Below are 19,846 nucleotides of genomic sequence, written 5' to 3'. Positions count from 1 at the left end.
GACGGGTTGACGAATATACGAACTATAATATTTTGCAAAAAAGTACTTGCTTTTTCCGGAGCGCTTTAATATAATAGAGCAAACAAAAAAGACAAATGTGCGCGAGAGAAAGACAATCAACGTTAAAGCGCCGGAAAACGAGGAGGATCTTACAATGTATTCATTGGATGAAGTGAAGGCAGTGGACAGGGAAGTGGCGGCAGCCATCGAGGCAGAAATGTCCCGCCAGAACAGCCACATTGAGTTAATTGCATCAGAGAACTGGGTATCCAAGGCAGTCATGGCAGCCATGGGAAGCCCGTTGACCAATAAATATGCGGAAGGATATCCGGGAAAGCGTTATTACGGCGGCTGCGAATGTGTAGACGAGGTAGAGCGTCTGGCAATCGAGCGGGCAAAGAAGCTGTTCGGCTGCGAGTACGTGAATGTACAGCCCCACTCCGGCGCCCAGGCCAATATGGCAGTGCAGTTCGCCATGCTGAAGCCGGGAGATACGATTATGGGACAGAACCTGGCCCACGGCGGACATCTGACTCACGGAAGCCCCGCCAATTTCTCCGGCACCTATTTTCATGTGGTACCTTACGGAGTCAACGATGACGGCGTGCTGGACTATGACGAGATTCTCCGAATTGCGAAGGAATGCAGACCGAAAATGATTATCGCAGGAGCCAGCGCCTACGCGAGAACCATTGATTTCAAACGGTTCCGGGAGATTGCCGATGAGGTGGGTGCTTACCTGATGGTAGACATGGCGCACATCGCGGGACTGGTGGCTGCAGGCGTGCATCCGAGCCCGATTCCCTATGCCCATGTGACGACAACCACCACACACAAGACCTTACGGGGACCGAGAGGCGGCATGATTCTCTCCGACGCGGAGACGGCGAAGCAGTTTAATTTCAATAAGGCCGTATTTCCGGGAATCCAGGGCGGCCCGCTGATGCATGTGATTGCAGCCAAGGCAGTCTGCTTCCAGGAGGCGCTGCAGCCTGAATATAAAGAATATCAGCAGCAGATTGTGAAGAACGCCCAGGCGCTCTGCAAGGGACTGATGGATCGGGGAATCAAGATTGTGTCAGGTGGTACGGACAACCATCTGATGCTGCTGGATCTGACGCCCTTTGATCTGACCGGTAAAGAGGTGGAAAATCTGCTGGATGGAGCCAACATCACAGCCAATAAGAACACCATTCCCAACGATCCCAAGTCCGCGTTTGTGACCAGCGGCGTCCGGATCGGAACTCCGGCAGTTACAGCCAGAGGGCTGAAGGAAGAGGATATGGAGACCATCGCCGAGGCGGTAGCCCTGATGATCAAAGAGGGAGAAAGCGCCACAGAAAAGGCGAAGACCCTGGTTAAGAGCCTGACAGACAAATATCCGCTGGATATGTAAAAAATACAGAGAAAACAATGTGTGCCCCCGGAACCGGACAGCGGTTTCCGGGGGTTTTTGACGGCCCGGATTTAGGCAAATTAAGAATTAATTAAATAGTTTTTCGTATATCTCTGTGCTATACTGAACATATATAACACTAGATATGGCAGTCGGCGGGAAAATAGCCGGGCTGCGCGCACAGGAGAGAGAGCATGGCGCAGAAAAGAGAACCTGTGATTCAGGTAAAGAATCTGTACAAGATCTACCGGGTCGGCGAGAACAAGGTACGGGCGCTGAACGGTGTGAATTTGACCATCTACCGGGGCGAGTTTTGTTCCATTGTGGGAACCTCCGGTTCCGGTAAGTCAACGATGCTGAATATGCTGGCGGGTCTGGAGAAGCCCACCAAGGGCGAGATTGTCATTGCAGGACAGCATTTAGAAAAAATGAATGAGAATCAGCTGGTAAAGTTCCGGCGGGAGCATGTGGGCTTTATTTTTCAGTCCTTTAATCTGCTGGGAACCATGGACGCGGTGGAAAATGTGGCGCTGCCGTTGATGTTCCGTGGGATTCCGAAGAAGGAACGGATGGCGAAGGCAGATAAGATGCTGGATCTGGTAGGACTGTCCAAGCACAAGGATCATCGCCCCAACGAGATGTCGGGCGGTCAGCAGCAGCGTGTGGGCGTGGCCAGGGCGTTGGTACTGGATCCGGAGATTATCTTTGCGGATGAGCCTACGGGAAATCTGGATTCCAATACATCGGCAGAGGTCATGCGGCTGATGCAGAAGATTGTGCGGGAGCGGAACCAGACACTGGTCATGGTAACCCACGACAATCATCTGGCCAGCTTCGCGGACCGGATTTTCCATATTATAGACGGTAAGATTGTGAAGATAGAAGACAACCGAAATAAATCAGAGCAGATAGAGGGGGAATAAGAAAAATGAAGAATACGTGGATGAAAAAAGTACTGGTGCTGCTGATGTGCGGCGCGCTGGCAGTTCCGGCAGCGGGAATGGCGCAGCCCATGGTGGCGCAGGCGACAAGTCCGGCAACGGGTGGAGGAGCCGCTACGCCGTCTCCTACGCCATCACCCAGTGCGTCTCCGGATAAAACGACAGAATCCCTGAAGGATGCAAAGACCAATATCGCAGCGCAGCTGGACGATTATTACGCTGCACTGGAGTCTTCCATTCCGGATGATAAGAAATCCGCGGCGCAGGAAGAGATAAAGAAAGCGAAGATTGTCATTGAAAATATGAAAACAGCAGAGCAGGTGACCGCATACCTGGCAAAGGTGACAGCCAAGCTGGATTCCTTCGTACCATCTGCCACTCCTGATAACAGCGGCGACACCCCCGACACTACCCCGACGACCACCAACAATAACATCATGGTGGGTGGTAACTGGGTCACTCCGGTGGCCAACGCGGGCCAGCAGGTCAACGTGGTACTTCCGGTGGTGAATATGGGACGTACCGGCGTGAAAAACGCAGTTGTGACTCCGGCTATCAGTGAGGACGCAGCCAAATGGCCCTTTGAGATTGAGACGTCCAACTACAGCCAGACCATCGATTACCTGCCTGGCACCGACGATGGCGGATCCGATATGGATCGGCGCCGGGAGCTGACCTGGACCCTGCGGACCAGAAAGGACGCTCCCAGCGGCTATATGCCCATTTCCTTTAACGTAACCTTTGAAAATGATGATAAGAGCCTGAGCAACGTAACCCTGACTTCCTATGTAAAAGTAGTGGGAACCACAGGAATCTCAGCAGACGGCAAGTCCTCTACGCCCCGTGTCATTGTAACCGGATTTTCCACCAGTCCGGAGACCGTACACGCAGGCGACACCTTCACGCTGACCCTGCACATGCAGAACACCTCCAAGGCTACCGCGGTAAAGAATATGGTATTTGATATCCAGGCAGCCAGCGAGAGCACCGATACCACCTATGTGGCGGCTTCCTTCCTGCCCACTGCAGGATCCAGCACCGTATTCGTGGACAAGATTGCGGCAGGCGCGAACAAGGACATCAGCATTGAACTGGAGGCCCGTTCCGACCTGGCTCAGAAGCCTTACGTCATCAATGTAAAGATGAATTATGAGGACGAGAGTGTCAACGCTTATGAGAATACCGCCAGCGTATCCATTCCGGTGCGCCAGGAGGCACGGATTGACACCAGCAGTATCGAGGTGACGCCCCAGTCCATCGAGGTGGGCGGAGAGGCCAATGTATCCTTCAGCCTCTATAATATCGGCAAAACCAAGCTTTACAATGCTTCTGTAAAATTCCAGGCAGATTCCGTCACCGGCGGCGACACCTATCTGGGCAATATCGATCCGGGCGCAACCGGTTCCGTGGACGCGTATCTGAGCGGCGCGGCAGCCACCACAGACGATGGCAAGGTGAAAATTCTCATTACCTTTGAGGACGAGTCCGGAGAAAAAACAACCATCGAAAAAGAGATGGAGCTCTATGTGACGGAAATGATGAATTATGATGATGGAATGACGGACGACGGAATGATGGACGATGGCAGCCAGTCCCAAGGCGGCTTCAAGATCTGGTATGTCCTGATTCCGCTGGTGCTTGTCCTTGCAGCTGTTGTGGCTGTTATCGTCATTCGTAAGAAAAAAGCAAAGAAAGCGGCAGCTCTTCTGGACGCAGAGGATCTGGACGGCCTGGAGTAAGTGGATCTGGGCGGGGACGCAGAAGACACTGACGACGCAGACGATACAGAAAAGGAGTAATCCATGAGTTTTAGCGATTTGCTCAAAATGAGTCTGAGCAGCCTATGGAGGCGGAAGCTCAGAACAGTTCTGACGGTGCTGGGCGTAGTTGTGGGAACGGCTTCCATTATGGTTATGATTTCCCTGGGACTGGGACTCAGCAAGTCCAATATGGAACAGATCGAGCAGTACGGAGGCCTGACCACGATTACGGTCTATCCCAATGAAAATGGCGGCGGAATGAATTACGGCGGGGGCGGCATGGCCATGACTGCGGAAAGCGGTTCGTCCGGCTCTGCCGGCAATGAGCCGATCCGGATCAACGACACCATGATGGAGACGCTGGCAACCATCGATCACGTGGAGCTCGCCTCCCCGGTTCTCTCCACCTCAGCCATTGCCAAGTATGGAAAATGGGAAGCTTATCTGAATATTCAGGGTATGAGTAAGGAAGCCCTGCAGAAGATGAACCTGGAGCTGACAGAGGGAAGCGAGCTGCCGCTGTCAGATTCGGAGCTGAAATTTTTATATGGAAATACGGTAATCACAGACTTCTATGACGCAAAGACGAACCAGTATTACTGGGATACGGGCCAGCTGGCAGACATTGATTATATGAAGGATCCGCTGTTTATCATTTTCGATACGGACGCCTACTGGAACAGCAAGAATGGAGGTACCGACGAGAAGGGAGCTCCGGTGGCAGCGCCGAAGAAGTATCTGATTCCGGCCTGCGGCGTGATGGCGGGTACGGAAAATGACTATACGGAGAATTCCAACAGCGTACTCTGTGATGTGGAAGCGCTGAAAATGCAGTTGAAAAAGATTTATAAGGGAAAGGCCATTCCGGGTCAGCCTACCACCAAGGCCGGCAAGCCTTATAAGGAGATTTATTACGATTCCGCCTATATCCGCGTGGACGATATGAAGAATGTCAAGGCCGTGCAGCAGGAGATCAAGAACCTGGGTCTGCAGGCCAACAGCAATGCGGAGTGGATGGAGCAGGTGCAGCAGAGCTCCCGTTCCATTCAGGCAACCCTGGGCGGTATTGGCGCCGTATCTCTATTCGTGGCGGCGATCGGTATCGCGAATACGATGATGATGTCCATCTATGAGCGTACCAAGGAAATCGGCGTTATGAAGGTGCTGGGCTGCGATATGGCGGCTATCCGGAATATGTTTCTGGCAGAGGCCGGCTTCATCGGCCTGATCGGCGGCGTAGTGGGAATCGTTCTCAGTTATATGATATCGGCCATTATCAATTTCGTCCTACGGGACAGTTATTACTCGAATGTGTCATACATTCCGCCCTATCTGACCCTGCTGGCGCTGATATTTGCGGTGGTGATCGGTATGGTGGCCGGATTGTTCCCGGCGCTTCGGGCTATGCGCTTAAGCCCGCTGGCGGCGATCCGAAACGAGTAAGCGAAAAGCCCGGAAGAGGGCTGCAGGTAGAAGTAAAGACGGTAAGAGAGTATGAAAAAGAACGGCAGAAAGAGACGGAAAAGAGTATTGCTCCGGCTGCAATATGTTCTGACGGGAGCGGCGGTGGTCTGCGTGGCAGTCATTGCCCTGCTTCTGGTACATACGCTTGGAGACAACGAAATCAGCGGACCTGGCGGGAATGCCGGGTCTGCTCTTTTGGCCTCCGGGGGAAATGCGTTTGCGGCAGCGGGAGAGGAAGCAGCACAGATGGCGGTTCCGGTAGTTTCGGAAGATGCGACAGCAGGACAGGAAAAAAATGGAAACGACGAAATGCCAGACGATGTAGAAGAAATCACACGGTCGAGTCCGGAAGAACTGGCTGCGGAATCTGGGGTTCCCCGTATCCGTATCGTATTGGATCCCGGTCACGGTGGACCCGGAACCACCGACGAGCAGGAGCTGGGCGCGAAATACAGGGATACCTTTGAAAAATACCTGACCCTGAAAATCGCTCAGGCGGCAGGGCAAGAGCTGTCCACCTATGGCAACGTGGAAGTCCTGTACACAAGAGAAACAGATAAAGCCATGACACTGAAGGAGCGGGCGGCCTACGCCAAAGCTGTAGACGGAGACTACCTGATCAGTTTTCACTTAAATGCCTCCGAGGAACATAATTTCTTCGGCTCTGAGGTATTTACATCGGCTTTCGGAAGCTATTACGCCTGGGGCAAGGGCGTCGGTGACCAGGTGCTGAAGCAACTGGAGGCAGACGGCTTTGTATCCAAAGGAGTGAAAACCAGACTGGGCCGGAAGGGTGCTGACTATTATGGAGTGATCCGCGAAAGTAAAGAACAAGGAATTCCCGCGATAATCATTGAACACGGCTATATGGATCAGGACGGCGACTGGAGCCGTATGGATACCGATGAGAAGCTGATACAGCTTGGGAAAAGCGACGCTGCCGGAATTGCCGCGTTCTTTGGCCTGCAGAAAGGCAAAAATTTGTCAGAGCTGCCCGCTGCCGATACCACGGAGCCGGTATCTTCTCCGGTGCGTCCCGACACCACCGATCCGGTCAATGTTTACTACACACTGACCCGCCAGGATACGGCGAACGCCCAGATCACCCTCCACGCCGAAGACCCCGACAGCCGCGTTATGTATTATGATTACAGTATGGACGCAGGGGCTACCTGGTCCGAACTGTATCTGTGGCCGGAAGAAACCGGCGAGGATATTACCTTCATGCTCCCCGTGATGGAAGCCGAGGAAGCAGAGCTTCTGATACGTGCCTATAACACCTACGAGCTCCGAACAGAAGCTGTGAAAAAGTAAATATAAGCGAGAGAAATCCCCTCTCACTGGGAAAACAATGCGTTCCCGGTGAGAGGGGATTTCTCTCGCTTCTGTGTATCAATTTAAGATTCTTTGAGGCCGAGTAGTTTTGCTCCATTCTTATAGAGAATTTTTTCCAATTCTTCATCCGTAAAGCCAATCCGTTTGATATACTCCACGTCCTCCTTCTGGCCGCTCCATGGCGAATCCGTCGCAAACAGGATCTTGTCGATGCCGTGATTCCGGCTCATGCGGAGAATCTGCTCCGGCAGGGCCAGGCGCAGGATGTAGGCCAGATCCATGTAGTAGTCGCCGCCCACCAGAAGCTGCTCGGATTCATTTTCCATATCATGACCGCCCAGGTGCGCCAGAATCAGCCGGGAGGTATCTCCCTTATCATTCGGAAACACATCTTCAATCATGTGATGCAGCCTGGTCGGAGTGGCGTTTACCTGGCGTGGAAAGCCCAGATCCCGGCCGCAGTGGATGGACACGAGAAGCCCCAGCTCGGTGGCATAGCCGATGATACGTTCATAGCGGATATCATCGATGTAAGTGTTCTGATAGGTGGGATGGAGCTTAATGCCCTTCAGTCCCATATCCCGGATAGCCCGAAGCTCGCCTTTGTAGTCGGGGGAATCCGGGTGGATACCGCCGAAGCTGATGATGGAAAGGCCGTCCTCGTCCGGCTCCTCATGGGTGATGGAGCAGGCAAATTCATTGATGTGGCGGAACTGGGAGGGCTTCGTCACGATGGGAAGCACCACCGAATGGGTGACCCCAGCCTCCTTCATAGAGTGCTTCAGATCCTCCAGGGTACCGTCTGTATAGGCCACCACCCGGCCCACCTGCTCCAGGTTGCAGACCGCCCGGTGTGCCACTGTGTTCGGAAATATATGTGTGTGAAAATCAATAATCATTGCGAAAATCCTCCTGTAAATCCATAGAATGAAACATGCGTACGAATTGACATAGTAATATTTATATAGAATGAAATGTGCATATCATATAAAATTTCCAGTAAATTCATAGTATTTAGTATAGGAGATTTTAGTGTATTTTTCAAGTGGAGAGCAGACAGAAGAAGTTTGAAATAAAAAAAGGAATTCTGAATCCTCAGAATTCCTTTTTGATGAGAGCGATAGACGGGGCTCGAACCCGCGGTCTCGACCTTGGCAAGGTCGCGCGTTACCAACTACGCCACTATCGCATTTGTGTCGGCTGTTGTTCATCAGCGACATGTTGTATCTTACAGGATTTCGACTCATTTGTCAACAGGTTTTTCAAAAAAAGTTAAAAAAATTTTCGATAGGGTGCAAACCCTTGTAAACAGGCCGATTATTTCCTATAATAGAAAATAGTGAAAAGGGATTACGATTCAGAAAGACCGCGCGGAACGGCAGAAAGCGTAATACCTGACGAGAGCGACAGGGAGGAATCTACCGCATGAGCTATGCAGATCAGATATTCAAAGAGATGTGCCGGGACATCATTGAGAACGGTACCAGCACCGAAGGGGAGAAGGTGCGGCCCAAATGGGAGGACGGCACTTCTGCCTACACCATCAAGCGCTTCGGCGTGGTGAACCGTTATGATTTATCGAAGGAATTTCCGGCGTTGACGCTTCGAAGAACGGGGCTTAAGAGCTGTATGGATGAAATTCTCTGGATTTACCAGAAAAAATCCAACAATATTCATGATCTGAACAGCCATATCTGGGACGAATGGGCCGACGAGACCGGTTCCATCGGCAAGGCTTACGGCTATCAGATCGGCGTGAAGAGCCATTACCGGGAGGGCGACATGGATCAGATGGATCGGGTGCTTTTCGATCTGAAGCAGAATCCCTACAGCCGCCGGATTATGACAAATACCTATGTATTTTCGGATTTGAGTGAGATGCATCTGTACCCCTGCGCTTACGGCGTTACCTATAATGTGACCAAGCGGCCGGGCGAGGAGAAGCTGGTGCTCAATATGGTGCTGAACCAGCGCTCCCAGGACGTGCTGGCGGCCAATAACTGGAATGTGTGCCAGTACGCCATCTTACTGATGATGGTGGCCCAGGTCTGCGATATGGTGCCGGGCGAGCTCCTGCATGTGATTGCGGACGCGCACATCTATGACCGCCATGTGGATATCATCAGGGAACTGATTGCGAGACCGGAGCATCCGGCGCCGAAGGTGTGGCTGAATCCGGAGGTGAAGGATTTCTACGCGTTTACCACGGAGGATCTGCATGTGGAGGGGTATGAGACCGAGCCGCAGATTAGGGATATTCCGATTGCGGTATAGAAGATTTCCTTAAAAAGTGAAAACAGATAAGGGAAAGCATAGTACTGTTATAAAAAAATGGAAAATGTAATTTGAAATAAATGTAAGTACTTGCGACCGTTGTATGTAAGAAAGTATGTTAAGTAAAAATATGTAAAAGGAGTTTTAGAACTATGAATCTGATCGTTGCCGTAGATAAAAACTGGGCCATCGGCTACCAGAATAAGCTGCTGGTCAGCATCCCGGAGGATATGAAGTTCTTCCGCACTGCCACCACCGGAAAAGTGGTCGTCATGGGCCGGAAAACCCTGGAGACCTTCCCGAACGGCCTGCCCTTAAAGAACCGCACGAACATCGTGCTGACCCGGAATCCGGAGTACCAGGTAAAGGGCGCAGAGGTGGTTCACACGGTAGAAGAGGCGATGGAGCTTATCAGCGAGTACCCGCCGGAGGACGTATATGTCATCGGCGGCGACACCATTTACAGGCAGTTCCTGCCCTACTGCAACGTGGCCCATGTGACCCGTATCGATCATGAATACATGGCCGACGCCTGGTTCCCGAACCTGGAGGAGGATCCGGAGTGGGAGCTGACCGGGGAGAGCGACGAGAAGACCTATTTCGACCTGGAGTTCACCTTCTGCAAATACGAACGAAAAAAATAGGAAATTAACACTTTTTCTCATTGCAGTATCAAAGAATCTGATCTATAATATAAAAAATTAAAGTTCAGTACGGGTAAGACCGCGGCAGCCTCAGTGTGAATACAGGCATACGGCTGGAGTAAATTTTCAGGAATCCCCAAAGGAAAATCAGAAAATTACTGAATGAGTGTAAGGAGGAGCTTTGACATGGAAAAGAAAAATTTAGACTGGTCAAATATTGGTTTCGGTTACGTACAGACAGATAAGCGTTACGTATCCAACTTTAAGGATGGCGCATGGGATGAGGGCGGCCTCACCGACGACGCAAATGTAGTCCTGAATGAGTGCGCAGGCGTTCTGCAGTACGCGCAGACTGTATTTGAGGGTATGAAGGCATACACCACAGAGCAGGGCAAGACGGTTATCTTCCGCCCGGACCTGAACGCAGAGCGTATGGTTCAGTCTGCAAAGCGTCTGGAGATGCCGGTATTCCCGGAGGATCGCTTCGTGGACGCAGTTGTACAGACCGTAAAGGCAAATGAAGCCTATGTACCGCCCTACGGAACAGGCGCAACTCTGTATATCCGTCCGTATATGTTCGGAACCAACCCGGTTATCGGTGTAAAGCCGGCTGACGAGTATCAGTTCCGTGTATTCGGTACTCCGGTAGGACCGTATTTCAAGGGCGGCGTAAAGCCCCTTACCATCAAGGTATCTGATTTTGACCGCGCGGCACCCCATGGATCAGGCCACATCAAGGCAGGTCTGAACTACGCCATGAGTATGCACGCTATCGTAACCGCCCATCAGGAGGGCTTTGATGAGAACCTGTACCTGGATGCAGCGACCAGAACCAATGTGGAGGAGACAGGCGGAGCAAACTTCCTGTTTGTAACGAAGGATGGCAAGCTGGTAACTCCGAAGTCCAACAGCATCCTTCCGTCCATCACACGCCGTTCTCTGGTATATGTAGCAAAAGAGTACCTGGGAATGGAAGTAGAGGAGAGAACCGTGCCGTTTGCAGAGGTAAAGGAGTTTGCGGAGTGCGGACTTTGCGGAACAGCAGCCGTTATTTCTCCGGTAGGAAAGATCGTAGATCATGGCAACGAGATCTGCTTCCCCAGCGGCATGACCGATATGGGACCGGTTACCAAGAAGCTGTATGACACCCTGACAGGTATCCAGATGGGCCGCATCGAGGCTCCGAAGGGCTGGATCAAGGTTGTAGAGTAATTTTTAAACAAGACGGCATTTTAAGTTACATAAGAGGCGGGATAAGGAGACTTATCCTGTCTCTTGTTATGTAATAGAAAAATCCGTTGGAATCCCCTGTTACATAACAAAGGATCTTTGACGGATGTCCGTTTTCGGCTTGCAAGAGGGATGGGAAGAAAGTATAATAAAATGTAAACGAGTTTCAAAAAGGAGTGCCAGATGGCGAATAAAAAGAAAAAGAGAAGAGTTCTCTCTTATCTGTTCAGTTATGATATGAACCTGATCGTAGCCGTCTTATTTTTGATTGTCTTCGGTCTGGTGATGATATACAGTGCCAGTTATTATACGGCCAGCATGAGCGACGCATTCAGGCATGACCCCACATACTTACTGATGAGTCAGCTGAAATACAGCATCGTGGGTATCGCAGTGATGCTGGTTATCGCCAATGTGGATTACCATTTCTGGCGGCATTTCGCCATGCTTGGGCTGGTAGCGTCGATTGTGCTGATTTTGCTGCTGCTGGTGCCGGGACTGGGCGTCACGGTCAAGGGCGCAACCCGCTGGATCCGAATTCCGGGCATCGGACAGTTCCAGGTGGCGGAGCCGGTGAAGGTGGCGATGATTCTGTTTTCAGCGACTCTGATAGGAAATTATTCCAGTCGGCTGAATAATATGAAGACCTTTATCACGGTGCTGATTCCGACGGCTGTAGTGTCCGTCCTGATTTTGAAAATCAGTAACAACATGAGTACCGCCACCATCGTGCTGGGTATCAGCTTCCTGATGGCCTTTATGGTCTATCCGAAGTACTGGCCCTTCGTACTGCTGGGCGGCGCGGGAGCTACGGGAATCGGAGCCCTGATTTTCTACCTGAAGCGGAAGCTGGCCTCAGGCGAGGCAGGCAGCGGCAGCGGTTTCCGTGGCGCGCGTATCCTGGCCTGGCTGGATCCCTATTCCTACGAGTCGGACAAGGCCTACCAGTCCCTGCAGGCGCTGTACGCCATTGGTTCCGGCGGCCTCTTCGGGAAGGGCCTGGGCAATAGCATCCAGAAGCTGGGACGTATCCCGGAGCCCTATAATGATATGATTTTTTCCATCATCTGCGAAGAGCTTGGCATCTTCGGCGCAGGCCTGATTATATTGATGTTTATCTACCTGCTGTACCGGCTCTACAGCGTGGCCCAGGAAGCGGAGGACGTATTTGGAAGGCTTCTGGCCATCGGCGTCTTTTCCCATGTGGCGCTGCAGGTGGTGCTGAATCTGATGGTCGTTACCAGCTTATTTCCCACGACAGGCGTAACCCTGCCCTTCTTCAGCTATGGAGGAACGGCGTCGGTGTTCCTGCTGTTCGAGATTGGCATGGTGTTAAATGTAGAAAAGCAGAGTCGTTTTAAAAAGGAAAAAGAATTACGGGAGGCAAGAGAACATGAGAGAGCATACGAAGGTTATTAAAATCGGCGACCGGGTCATCGGAGGAGGCAATCCGATCCTGATCCAGTCCATGACCAATACAAAGACAGAGGATGTGGAGGCTACCGTGGCCCAGATTCAGGCGCTGACGGCGGCGGGCTGCGACATTATCCGCTGCGCGGTTCCGACCATGGAGGCGGCGGAGGCCCTCGGCGAGATTAAGAAGCAGATTACGATTCCGCTGGTGGCGGACATTCATTTTGATTATAAGCTGGCCCTGGCGGCCATCGAGCACGGCGCGGACAAGATCCGCATCAACCCGGGCAATATCGGAAGCCGGGAACGTGTACAGGCCGTAGTAGACGCTGCGAAGGAGCGTAACATCCCCATCCGCGTGGGCGTCAACAGCGGTTCCCTGGAAAAAGAACTGGTGGAAAAATACCACGGCGTCACCGCAGAGGGTATCGTGGAGAGCGCCCTGGATAAGGTACACCTCATCGAAGACATGGGTTATGACAACCTGGTCATCAGCATCAAGTCCTCCGACGTCATGATGTGCGCCAGGGCCCATGAGCTGATTGCCACGAAGACCAATTACCCGCTTCATGTGGGCATCACCGAGTCCGGTACCCTGTATTCCGGCAATATCAAGTCCGCAGTGGGACTGGGCATCATCCTGTATCAGGGCATCGGCGACACCATCCGTGTGTCCCTGACCGGAGATCCGCTGGAGGAGATTCGCTCCGCAAAGCGCATTCTGAAGACCCTGGGGCTCCGCAAGGGCGGTATTGAGGTCGTATCCTGTCCTACCTGCGGCAGAACCCAGATCGACCTCATCGGCCTGGCTAACCAGGTGGAGCGCATGGTAGAGGATATTCCGCTTAATGATATCAAGGTGGCAGTTATGGGCTGCGTGGTAAATGGACCGGGCGAGGCGAAAGAAGCTGACATCGGAATCGCGGGCGGCAAGGGCACCGGCATGCTGATTAAGAAGGGTGAGATCGTACAGCGGATGCCGGAGAGCGAGCTTCTGGGAGCATTGCGCGAGGAACTGCTGCACTGGAACGAGAACTGAGCTCAGAAACGCAGACAGTGCGCAAGCCTGTGACAGATGAGAATGAGATAGAGAGGGATAGAATGACAAAAATGTTCGCGGAGGTCTTTCCGCCGCTCCATGTGGAGCAGGGGCTTCAGGATCTGCTGGAGCAGGTGAAGGTGGAAAAGGTCACCTCCAACCGGGCAAAAAATTTCATAAGAGTATATCTTGTGAGCGGAAAGCTGATCCATAAGGAGCAGCTTTTTCAGCTTGAAAAGACTTTAAAAAAGCAGCTCTTCGGGGCGTCGGATATCACAGTCAGGATTCTGGAGCGCTATGAGCTGTCGGGGCAGTACAACCCGGAAAAGCTGATGGAGCTCTATAAGGACAGCATTCTCTTTGAACTGCGCCATTACAGCATGCTGGAGTACAACCTGTTCCGGGGGGCGAAGATCGAGTTTCCGGAAGCCAATATCCTGAAAATGGAACTTGCGAAGACCACTCTGGGTGAGGACGCGGCCGATGAACTTATCCGCATTCTGTATAAGATTTTCACGGAACGATGTGGATTGGATGTGAAAATCCAGGTGGAGTTTGTGGATAAAAAGGAAGAAAAGAAGAAGCGCAGCGGCCGTGCGGACGTGGAGAAGCAGGCGGAGGCCCTGAACGCGGCCATGTGGGCGGCCAAGCAGGCGGCAGACGCTGCGGAGAGTGCAGAGAACGCGGAACGCGCGGGCGGAAACAGTACGGCAGCAGGAGACGTCGGCAGCTCCGGCGGCATGAAAACGGAGAAGAAGCCTGCGGCTGCATCCACAGGCGGCAAGAAGAACTTTGGCAATTTCGGCAAAAGCGAGTACGCCTACGGCAAGACCCTGCGTTCCGGCGGTGGTTTCCGAAGCCGTGGCGCCAGCAACAATCCTGACGTGCTTTACGGTCGTGATTTTGACGACAGCGAGCTCATCGATCTGGTGCAGGTCATTGGAGAAATGGGCGAGGTGGTCATCCACGGCCAGGTGACCGGCTGGGACGAGCGGGAGATCCGCGGCGAGAAGACCATTGTAACTATCACGGTGACCGATTACACGGACACCATCCGTATCAAAATCTTCGAGAAAAATGACGAAATGGAAGCCTTCCGGGAGAAGTTGAAAAAGGGAGCCTTCATCAAGCTGAAGGGTCTTACCGCCATGGACCGTTTTGACAACGAGCTGACCATCAGCTCCGTGGTGGGAATTAAAAAATCTTCGGATTTCCGGACGCCTCGGGTAGACAACAGTGAGCTGAAACGGGTGGAGCTTCATTGTCATACGAAGATGAGTGATATGGACGGTGTCTCTGAAGTGGAGGACATTATCAAGCGGGCGAAATCCTGGGGACATAAGGCTATTGCGGTGACGGATCACGGCGTGGTACAGGCTTACCCTGCAGCCAGCCACAGCCTGGAAAAGGGCGATAATTTCAAGGTCATTTACGGCGTGGAGGGCTATCTGGTCGACGACCTGAAGGATATCGTCACCGACGCGGCCGGACAAAGCCTGGACGACGCCTATGTGGTCTTTGACATTGAGACCACCGGCTTTTCCGCGGAAAATGACCGGATCATTGAGATCGGAGCCGTGCGGGTGGAACAGGGTGAGATCACGGACAAATTCAGTGTATTCGTGAATCCCCAGACCCCGATTCCCTTCGAGATTGAGAAGTTGACCGGCATCAACGATGAGATGGTCATGAACGAGCCCACCATCGAGGAAATCCTGCCGAAATTCCTGGATTTCTGCAAGGGCGCGGTCATGGTGGCCCACAATGCGGGCTTCGATATGAGCTTCATCCGCAAAAACAGCGAGCGCCAGGGCCTGCCCTGCGAGTTCACCGTGGTGGATACGGTGGCGCTGGCCCGGATTCTGCTGCCCCAGCTGAACCGTTTCAAGCTGGACACAGTGGCGAAAGCCCTGAATGTGTCTCTGGAAAATCATCATCGGGCCGTGGACGACGCAGGCTGTACCGCGGAAATTTTCGTGAAGTTTGTGCAGATGCTGAAAGAGCGGGATATTTTCGACCTGAACGGCGTCAACCGGATGAGTACCCTGGACGCGGACGCCATTAAGAAGCTGCCCTCCCACCATGTGATTATTCTGGCGAAAAATGAGATTGGCCGAGTGAATCTGTACCGGATGGTATCCTGGTCTCATATGGATTATTTTGCCCGGGTGCCGAGAATCCCCAAAAGCGTGCTCCAGAAGCACCGGGAGGGATTGATCGTAGGCTCCGCCTGCGAGGCCGGAGAGCTCTATCAGGCGCTGGTGCGGTCTGCCCCTGATGAGGAGATTGCGAGACTGGTGAACTTCTACGACTACCTGGAGATTCAGCCTCTGGGCAATAACGAATTTATGCTGCGGGGAGAACGGCCCACCTTCGAGTTGAAGGACGATCTGATCCGTCTGAATAAGAAGATCGTGTCTCTGGGAGAGCAGTTTCACAAGCCTGTGGTGGCCACCTGCGACGTGCATTTCCTGAACCCGGAGGACGAGGTCTACCGCCGGATTATCATGGCCGGAAAGGGCTTCAAGGACGCGGACGATCAGGCGCCGCTGTATCTTCGGACTACCGAGGAAATGCTGGCGGAATTTGAATATCTCGGAAGCGATAAAGCAGAAGAGGTAGTCATCACTAACACAAATAAGATTGCGGATATGATCGAACGGATTTCCCCGGTGCGCCCGGATAAGTGTCCGCCGGTTATCGAGAATTCGGATCAGACGCTCCGTGACATCTGTTACGAGAAAGCCCATTCCATCTATGGCGGGGAGCTGCCCCAGGTGGTAACGGAGCGTCTGGAGAAAGAGCTGCACTCCATCATTTCCAATGGATTCGCGGTTATGTATATCATCGCCCAGAAGCTGGTGTGGAAGTCCAACGCGGACGGCTATCTGGTGGGATCCCGAGGATCCGTAGGTTCCTCCTTCGTGGCCACCATGGCCGGAATCACAGAGGTCAATCCGCTGCCGCCCCACTATTACTGTCCGGCCTGCCATTACAGCGATTTCGAGTCGGAAGAAGTGCGCAAATACGCGGGTGCAGCCGGCTGCGATATGCCGGATAAGGCCTGTCCGGTCTGTGGAGGCCCCCTGAAGAAGGAGGGCTTCGATATTCCCTTCGAGACATTCCTGGGCTTTAAGGGAGATAAGGAGCCGGATATCGACCTGAACTTCTCCGGCGATTATCAGTCCAAGGCCCACAAATATACGGAGGTTATCTTCGGTACGGGTCAGACCTTCCGGGCGGGGACCATCGGAACCCTGGCGGACAAGACGGCCTTCGGTTATGTGAAGAATTATTATGAGGAGCGGGGCCAGCACAAGCGGAACTGTGAGATTGACCGTATCGTGCAGGGCTGCGTGGGCGTGCGCCGCTCGACGGGCCAGCACCCGGGTGGAATTGTCGTACTGCCCCACGGGGAGGAAATCCATTCCTTTACGCCCATTCAGCATCCTGCCAACGATATGACCACGGACATCATTACCACCCATTTTGACTATCACTCCATCGACCACAACCTGTTGAAGCTGGACATTCTGGGACACGATGATCCGACCATGATTCGTATGCTGGAGGACCTGACCGGCCTGGATGCGAAGACCATTCCACTGGATGACCAGGACGTCATGTCTTTGTTTAAGAATACAGAGGCTCTGGGAATCAAGCCGGAGGATATCGACGGCTGCCCCCTGGGATGCCTTGGCATTCCCGAGTTCGGCACCGACTTCGTAATCCAGATGGTGTGCGACGCCAAGCCTCAGTCCTTCTCGGACCTGATCCGGATCTCGGGACTGTCCCATGGTACCGATGTGTGGCTGAACAACGCCCAGCGCTTTATCAAGGAAGGCAAGGCCACCATTTCCACGGCTATCTGTACCCGGGACGATATTATGCTGTACCTGATTCATCAGGGCGTGGAACCCAGCCTGTCCTTTACGATTATGGAGAGTGTACGAAAGGGAAAGGGACTGAAGCCCGAATGGATCGAGGCCATGAAGGCCGAGGGCGTGGAAGACTGGTATATCGAGTCCTGTAAAATGATTAAATACATGTTCCCGAAGGCCCATGCGGCGGCCTACGTTATGATGGCCTGGCGAATCGCCTACTGCAAGATCAATTATCCGCTGGCCTATTACGCGGCCTATTTCAGTATCCGTGCTTCGGCATTCAGCTATGAGCTTATGTGTCAGGGAAAAGAGCGTCTGGCTTATTTTATGTCGGATTATAAGCGCCGGAGTGATTCTCTGTCCAAGAAGGAGCAGGACAGCATGAAGGACATGCACATCGTCCAGGAGATGTACGCCAGAGGCTTCGAATTCTGGCCCATCGACATCTACCGGGCGAAGGCCCATCGTTTCCAGATCATCGACGGCAAACTGATGCCGGCCCTAAGTACCATCGAGGGCCTGGGTGACAAGGCAGCCGATCAGCTGGAAGCCGCTGCCAAGGACGGCCCCTTCCTGTCCCGGGACGACCTGCGGACCAGAAGTAAGCTCTCAAAAACTGTGATTGACTTCATGGGAGATTTGGGATTACTCGGCGACCTGCCGGAGTCCAATCAGTTGTCGCTGTTTGATTATGTATCATAGTGTAAAAACGTACCGTCTTAGACAACCGATATAATAAAACGCAGGATAAAATACCCATCCTGCAAAGTCAGGAAAGAGAGAATGCCTCCCTTGATCTGAGGTTAGCTTGATTTCCCGAGGATTCGTTTGCGCTAGGCAGCCCCCGAAGGAGCCACTGTCTGAGGCCGAAGGCCGAGTTTGGCGGTCGGGGGCGAATAAGCCGTGCGAACCTAATCAGGGAAATCAATGCGTCTCAGAGCGAGGGAGGCATTCTCTCTTTCCGTCCGTTACTATATTTTATATCCTGCGTCCCCGCGCCTGCACCAGCGCCGCCAGCGACACATGAAACGTCGTAATCATATCCTCGATAAACTCCTCCTCCGAAGGAATCTTCCGAAGCAGCACCCGTACAATCATCCCCGTCATACCGCTGGTATAAAAGGAAGTCAGATGCTCCCGGTAAGCGTCGTCAAGCGTTCGTCCGGTCTCGGTTTCGGCTTTCTGAATTACCAGCCGGATAGGTGCGGAAAAATCATCATAGAGAAAATTCCGGAGCTCATCATGCCCCAGTTCATTGATGACACAGGTCAGAAGCTGCCGGTTCTGTTTAATATAATGCAGGGCAAACCGGATCACTTTCTCCGGATCCGACGTCAGCTCATTGCTGTCCACCACCGACAGCAGATCCTGTTCCAGCATCCAGCGCAGCAGCGAATAGATATCCTCAAAGTGATAATAAAAAGTCTTGCGGTTAAACCCGCAGTTCTCCACAATCTCCGTCACCGTAATCTTTGAAAATGATTTTTTCGCCAGAAGCTGCTTTAAGGAATCCGCCAACGCCTGCTTTGTAGCCAGACTCTGTATCTCATGTTTCATAAATATCCCATCCCATCCTGTGTCATTCATTTAAGTGTACTGAATTTCCTCCGGTGAATCAAGGAAATCACTGAAATTTATAAAAAGTTCATCATTTGCAAAGGGAAAAAAGGAAAGTACAGCAAAAATAGTCAAAAAGAGGGGGTAAAAAATGTGGAATCTTGTAAAAGTCAGGAATGGACAATCAGAAAAAATGGGAGTATGATAAAGCAGGTAGCATTTATGAGGGGAATATTATGTAAACGGGATTTTACCGTGGGGATGGAGGTAATAAATGAGAAAAAAATCACATATTTCACTGGCCAGATACATCGCGCAGGACATGGACTTTCCGACCATGAACCATCATCGGAAGGCGTTCTATCTGGGAAGCATACTCCCGGACTGTAAACCGTCCTTTCTGACCCAGCGCCATGAATTCGTAGGAACCTTCGACATGGTTCGGGAGCGCATTTGTAATCTGTCACAGGATTCAGATCTGATGCTGGACAACGGACGCGCCTATATGCGGCGTCTCGGTGAAATCATTCATTATATTGCGGATTATTTCACATTTCCACATAATAAGATTTATGATGGCAATCTGAAAGATCACTGTATCTATGAGAAAGAACTGAAGTTCCGGCTTCGGGAATATGTGAAGAGCGGGGAAGCCTTCCGGGTCCGCATCGATACAAAAAAGTTTGAGACGGCAGAGGCAGTTTGTACCTTTATCAAAAAAGCCCATGAGGATTATTTGAAGATTGAGCATGGGGTGAAGGAGGACTGCGAGTACATTGTGCGCGTATGTCACCAGGTGGTACAGGCTATTCTGAATCTGGTCAGTATCGCAGCAGGAAAGGAAGTCGAGAGACGGCTGTGTCCCGCGTAAGAGCAGGCGAAAAATGAGAAAACAAAAAAAGTCCGGCA

The 19,846-nt window shown here is 52.3% G+C and carries 14 protein-coding genes and 1 tRNA gene; 12 read left to right on the top strand and 3 right to left on the bottom strand.

Going from position 1 to position 19,846, the window contains the following annotated elements:
• Positions 1–154: 154 nt before the first annotated feature.
• From glyA to OCV63_RS06380, 5 genes are all read left to right on the top strand, one after another.
• Positions 155–1,396: a serine hydroxymethyltransferase gene (glyA, locus tag OCV63_RS06400; protein ID WP_158362906.1), complete on the top strand. Its 1,242-nt coding sequence runs from the start codon at positions 155–157 to the stop codon at positions 1,394–1,396.
• A 194-nt stretch (positions 1,397–1,590) separates the two neighbouring features.
• Positions 1,591–2,319: an ABC transporter ATP-binding protein gene (locus OCV63_RS06395; RefSeq protein WP_158362904.1), complete on the top strand. Its 729-nt coding sequence runs from the start codon at positions 1,591–1,593 to the stop codon at positions 2,317–2,319.
• Positions 2,320–2,324: 5 nt separating this feature from the next.
• On the top strand, positions 2,325–4,076 hold the full coding sequence (locus OCV63_RS06390; protein WP_158362902.1) for a COG1361 S-layer family protein: 1,752 nt from the start codon (positions 2,325–2,327) through the stop codon (positions 4,074–4,076).
• A gap of 63 nt (positions 4,077–4,139) precedes the next feature.
• Positions 4,140–5,540 carry an ABC transporter permease gene (locus OCV63_RS06385; RefSeq protein WP_158362900.1) on the top strand — a complete coding sequence of 467 codons (1,401 nt, stop codon included), beginning with the start codon at positions 4,140–4,142 and terminating at the stop codon, positions 5,538–5,540.
• Positions 5,541–5,591: 51 nt separating this feature from the next.
• Positions 5,592–6,875 (top strand): N-acetylmuramoyl-L-alanine amidase family protein, encoded by a 1,284-nt coding sequence (locus tag OCV63_RS06380; protein ID WP_158362898.1) that lies wholly within the window; start codon positions 5,592–5,594, stop codon positions 6,873–6,875.
• Positions 6,876–6,958: 83 nt separating this feature from the next.
• On the opposite strand, the gene OCV63_RS06375 is transcribed toward OCV63_RS06380, so the two are convergent.
• Together OCV63_RS06375 and OCV63_RS06370 are read right to left on the bottom strand one after the other, a co-directional pair.
• On the bottom strand, positions 6,959–7,795 hold the full coding sequence (locus OCV63_RS06375; RefSeq protein WP_158362896.1) for an amidohydrolase family protein: 837 nt from the start codon (positions 7,793–7,795) through the stop codon (positions 6,959–6,961).
• A gap of 217 nt (positions 7,796–8,012) precedes the next feature.
• Positions 8,013–8,085: transfer RNA gene (locus OCV63_RS06370), tRNA-Gly, on the bottom strand.
• A 236-nt stretch (positions 8,086–8,321) separates the two neighbouring features.
• Between OCV63_RS06370 and thyA the strand changes: the two genes are divergently transcribed.
• The 6 genes from thyA (at position 8,322) to OCV63_RS06340 (ending at position 18,082) form a co-directional block, all read left to right on the top strand.
• Positions 8,322–9,170, top strand: coding sequence for a thymidylate synthase (thyA, locus tag OCV63_RS06365; RefSeq protein ID WP_158362889.1), 849 nt, complete (start codon positions 8,322–8,324; stop codon positions 9,168–9,170).
• Positions 9,171–9,322: 152 nt separating this feature from the next.
• Positions 9,323–9,814, top strand: coding sequence for a dihydrofolate reductase (locus OCV63_RS06360; RefSeq protein WP_158362887.1), 492 nt, complete (start codon positions 9,323–9,325; stop codon positions 9,812–9,814).
• 186 nt (positions 9,815–10,000) lie between these two features.
• Positions 10,001–11,026 (top strand): branched-chain amino acid aminotransferase, encoded by a 1,026-nt coding sequence (locus tag OCV63_RS06355; protein WP_158362885.1) that lies wholly within the window; start codon positions 10,001–10,003, stop codon positions 11,024–11,026.
• Positions 11,027–11,227: 201 nt separating this feature from the next.
• Positions 11,228–12,463, top strand: a complete 1,236-nt coding sequence (locus OCV63_RS06350) for an FtsW/RodA/SpoVE family cell cycle protein (protein ID WP_158362883.1) — start codon at positions 11,228–11,230, stop codon at positions 12,461–12,463.
• The gene (ispG, locus tag OCV63_RS06345) at positions 12,438–13,496 is read left to right on the top strand and encodes a flavodoxin-dependent (E)-4-hydroxy-3-methylbut-2-enyl-diphosphate synthase (RefSeq protein WP_158362881.1); all 1,059 of its coding nucleotides are present in this window, start codon (positions 12,438–12,440) and stop codon (positions 13,494–13,496) included. The genes OCV63_RS06350 and ispG overlap by 26 nt, the downstream gene beginning before the upstream one ends.
• A gap of 62 nt (positions 13,497–13,558) precedes the next feature.
• Positions 13,559–18,082, top strand: coding sequence for a PolC-type DNA polymerase III (locus tag OCV63_RS06340; RefSeq protein ID WP_158362879.1), 4,524 nt, complete (start codon positions 13,559–13,561; stop codon positions 18,080–18,082).
• Between the two features lie 276 nt (positions 18,083–18,358).
• Here OCV63_RS06340 and OCV63_RS06335 read toward each other — a convergent pair whose 3' ends face one another.
• Positions 18,359–18,937 carry a TetR/AcrR family transcriptional regulator gene (locus tag OCV63_RS06335; RefSeq protein ID WP_262670673.1) on the bottom strand — a complete coding sequence of 193 codons (579 nt, stop codon included), beginning with the start codon at positions 18,935–18,937 and terminating at the stop codon, positions 18,359–18,361.
• Between the two features lie 274 nt (positions 18,938–19,211).
• On the opposite strand from OCV63_RS06335, the gene OCV63_RS06330 reads away from it, so the two are divergent.
• Positions 19,212–19,808, top strand: coding sequence for a zinc dependent phospholipase C family protein (locus OCV63_RS06330; RefSeq protein WP_158362875.1), 597 nt, complete (start codon positions 19,212–19,214; stop codon positions 19,806–19,808).
• The last annotated feature ends 38 nt before the right edge of the window (positions 19,809–19,846 follow it).

The sequence above is a fragment of the Laedolimicola ammoniilytica genome, assembly GCF_025567165.1.
Taxonomy (GTDB): Bacteria; Bacillota; Clostridia; order Lachnospirales; family Lachnospiraceae; genus Laedolimicola; species Laedolimicola ammoniilytica.
Note: the sequence above shows the minus strand (reverse complement) of the source record. Positions and strands in the feature narration are given on the sequence as shown.